Source organism: Streptomyces sp. 150FB, from assembly GCF_000818195.1.
In the GTDB taxonomy this organism is placed as follows: domain Bacteria; phylum Actinomycetota; class Actinomycetes; order Streptomycetales; family Streptomycetaceae; genus Streptomyces.
This window is the reverse complement of sequence record NZ_JTHL01000001.1, coordinates 685386-687192: the sequence shown is the minus strand read 5'-3', so window position 1 is coordinate 687192 and position 1807 is coordinate 685386. Positions and strand designations below refer to the sequence as shown.

1 protein-coding gene and 1 pseudogene are annotated in these 1807 nt (G+C 67.3%); one reads left to right on the top strand and one right to left on the bottom strand.

Annotation, left to right across the window (positions count from 1 at the left end):
• Window positions 1-118, bottom strand: a pseudogene (locus tag QR77_RS42790) (DUF5134 domain-containing protein); the annotation flags it as partial.
• Window positions 119-479: 361 nt separating this feature from the next.
• Here QR77_RS42790 and QR77_RS02875 point away from each other — a divergent pair.
• Window positions 480-1745, top strand: a complete 1266-nt coding sequence (locus QR77_RS02875) for a glycoside hydrolase family 71/99-like protein (RefSeq protein ID WP_052488489.1) — start codon at window positions 480-482, stop codon at window positions 1743-1745.
• The last annotated feature ends 62 nt before the right edge of the window (window positions 1746-1807 follow it).

Here is a 1807-nt window from a genome sequence, read left to right as displayed (position 1 = left end):
CGCCCGCCGTGCCGCGCCGCTCGCCGCCGTCGCTGCCGCGCACCCGCAGCAGGCAGTAGCCCCCGGCCGCCGCGCAGAGCGCCACGAGCAGCCAGCCGGCCGTCGCCGGTCCGTGCACCGCGTACCTCCCCGTCAGGCCGTCATGTCGGGAAAATCATGCCCGACGACACAGGTGCGCATACGAGCGCAGGGGGTCACGCGGGGAGCGCACCGGGGGTACACGCGCCGATGTCCGGGCCCGCCGTCAGTAATTCACATTCCGCCGGAAAAGGAAAGTGTAAAGAAATTCGGCTGACAGAGGCGGATTTCCCAGGCGAATGCGTGAGGTCACCGGGCTTGTGGTGGTCGTGCGCCCCGACTACCTTTCAGACGCGTGCCCTTGGGAGCCAGGCGGGCTGCCGCCGCCAGTACATCCCCCCATTCCCGAGGACTTTGCGCGTTTCTGGCAGATAACTAGTGGGAGGAAATCCTCCGTGAGTATGTCTCGACGGACCGTCATCGCTTCGGCGCTGGCGGCCACAGCCGGTATCGGCGGCATCACCGCAGCGGCCCAGGCCGGCGCCACCGAGCCGCGACGCCGCACCGACGCGGCTCCTGCCGCGAGCCCCGTGGGCGATGTGGTCGGCAAGATCACTGTCGGCTATCAGGGCTGGTTCGCCTGCAAGGGCGACGGCGCCCCCATCAATAGCTGGTGGCACTGGAGTCAGAACGGCGGCCAGCCGCCGTCGCCGAGCAATACGACCATCGCTTCGTGGCCGGACATGAAGGAGTACACCCGTAGCTACCCCACGGCCTACGGGAATCTCGGCAACGGCCAGCAGGCGGCGCTGTTCTCGTCGTGGGACCAGCAGACGGTCGACACGCATTTCCGCTGGATGCGCGAGAACAACTGCGACACGGCCGCTCTCCAGCGCTTCAACCCGGTCGGAGGCGAAGGCCCCACCCGTGACGCGATGGCGGCGAAGGTCCGTCAGTCGGCGGAGACGTACGGCCGGAAGTTCTACATCATGTACGACGTCTCCGGCTGGACGTCCATGCAGCAGCAGATCAAGGACGACTGGACGTCGAAGATGAAGGCGTACACGTCCTCGGGCGCGTACGCCAAGCAGAACGGCAAGCCCGTCGTCTGCATCTGGGGCTTCGGCTTCAGCGACCCGGGCCGGGACTTCCAGGCCGCCGCGTGTCTCGACGTCGTCAACTGGTTCAAGAGCCAGGGCTGTTACGTCATCGGGGGTGTGCCGACGCACTGGCGTGCCGGTACGGACGATTCACGCCCGGGGTTCTCCGACGTCTACCACGCGTTCAACATGATCTCGCCGTGGATGGTGGGACGGATCAGCAACGTCTCCCAGGCCGACCAGTTCCTCCGCGACCTCAACACCCCGGACCTGGCGGACTGCGCGGCGCACGGTATCGACTACCAGCCGTGCGTCATCCCGGGCGACCTCCAGTCGCGGGCGCGCGCCCACGGCGATCTGATGTGGCGGCAGTTCTACAACCTCGTCGGCATCAAGGTCCAGGGCTTCTACATCTCCATGTTCGACGAGTTCAACGAGGGCAACCAGATCGCCAAGACCGCCGAGACGGGAGCGGACGTCCCGGCCGGGTCCGGCATCTTCGCCCTCGACGAGGACGGCACCTCCTGCTCGTCGGACTACTATCTGCGGCTCACCTCCGACGGCGGCCGCATGCTCAAGGGACAGCTCGCCCTGACGGCGACCCGCCCGACCAAGCCCCGCGTCTGACGCGGGACATGACCCCGGGCACAACCAGTACAGCCGATGTGTGAGTGCGGGCCGCCGGGTCA